General features: G+C 41.3%; 1 rRNA gene. It reads right to left on the reverse strand.

Annotated elements, in window-relative coordinates:
- Positions 1-690 (reverse strand): 23S ribosomal RNA (locus tag IEY73_RS34580); the annotation flags it as partial.
- Between the last annotated feature and the right edge of the window lie 344 nt (positions 691-1,034).

A 1,034-nucleotide genomic window follows, 5' to 3' on the forward strand; every position in this document is an offset into this window, starting at 1 on the left:
GCAGCATCTGACTTAATCGCCCTCTTCAGACTCGCTTTCGCTACGGCTTCGCATCCGCTTAACCTTGCCAGATACCACAACTCGCAGGATCATTATGCAAAAGGCAGTCCATCACCCTGATAAATCATAGGGCTCTGAATGATTGTAAGCAGATGGTTTCAGGTTCTATTTCACTCCGCTCACTGCGGTTCTTTTCACCTTTCCCTCACGGTACTTGTTCGCTATCGCTCAAAGAGTAGTATTTAGGGTTGGAGAGTGGTCTCCCCGGCTTCAACCTGGATTTCTCGTGTCCTGGCTTACTCTGGATCCTGCTACCTGAGAACGCCTTGTCGCATACAAGGCTATCACTTTCTATGGCTTACCTTTCCAGGTAACTCTGCTAAAGCGTTCTCTTGGATATTGCAGTCCTCAACCCCGAATGCAAGCACTCGGTTTGCCCTTTTCCCCGGTCGCTCGCCACTACTTAGGGAATCTCGTTGATTTCTTTTCCTCTAGTTACTGAGATGTTACACTTCACTAGGTTCGCTCTCTAAATTAGAGTAACTAATATCTCTATTAGTTGGGTTGCCCCATTCGGACATCTACGCATCAAAGCTCCTTGACAGCTCCGCATAGCTTATCGCAGTCTAGTACGTCCTTCATCGCCTCTCTTTGGCAAGGCATCCGCCATCTGCTCTTAAAAGCTTGTTTTAAATTTTAAAATATCCTTTAAAACCCGCCCTTTTATAATGAATAACGACAATTGCACGAATATTCTTCAGCGCTACCACTGCCTTAATGAATATAAGACAGAGTTATTGTAGTTTTACTTTACTTTTACATAGGCTATTAACAATGTTAAATCAAATAACTTCGTTTTTCTTTAAAAACTTGCTATAATCGCTCTTAAATGTTAAACCCTTTAAAGAAGACTAAAAATGCTTGATCCCTAATCTTTTTTAATTGCCAAGTTTTACCAGCTAATGGGCTTTTTATTGTTGAAAGCTTTTAGCTTTTATGACTTGAACTTGTTTAAAAGCTTTTTAGCTTTTATA

This window comes from Mangrovihabitans endophyticus (genome assembly GCF_014646155.1).
Taxonomy (GTDB): domain Bacteria; phylum Actinomycetota; class Actinomycetes; order Mycobacteriales; family Micromonosporaceae; genus Actinoplanes; species Actinoplanes endophyticus.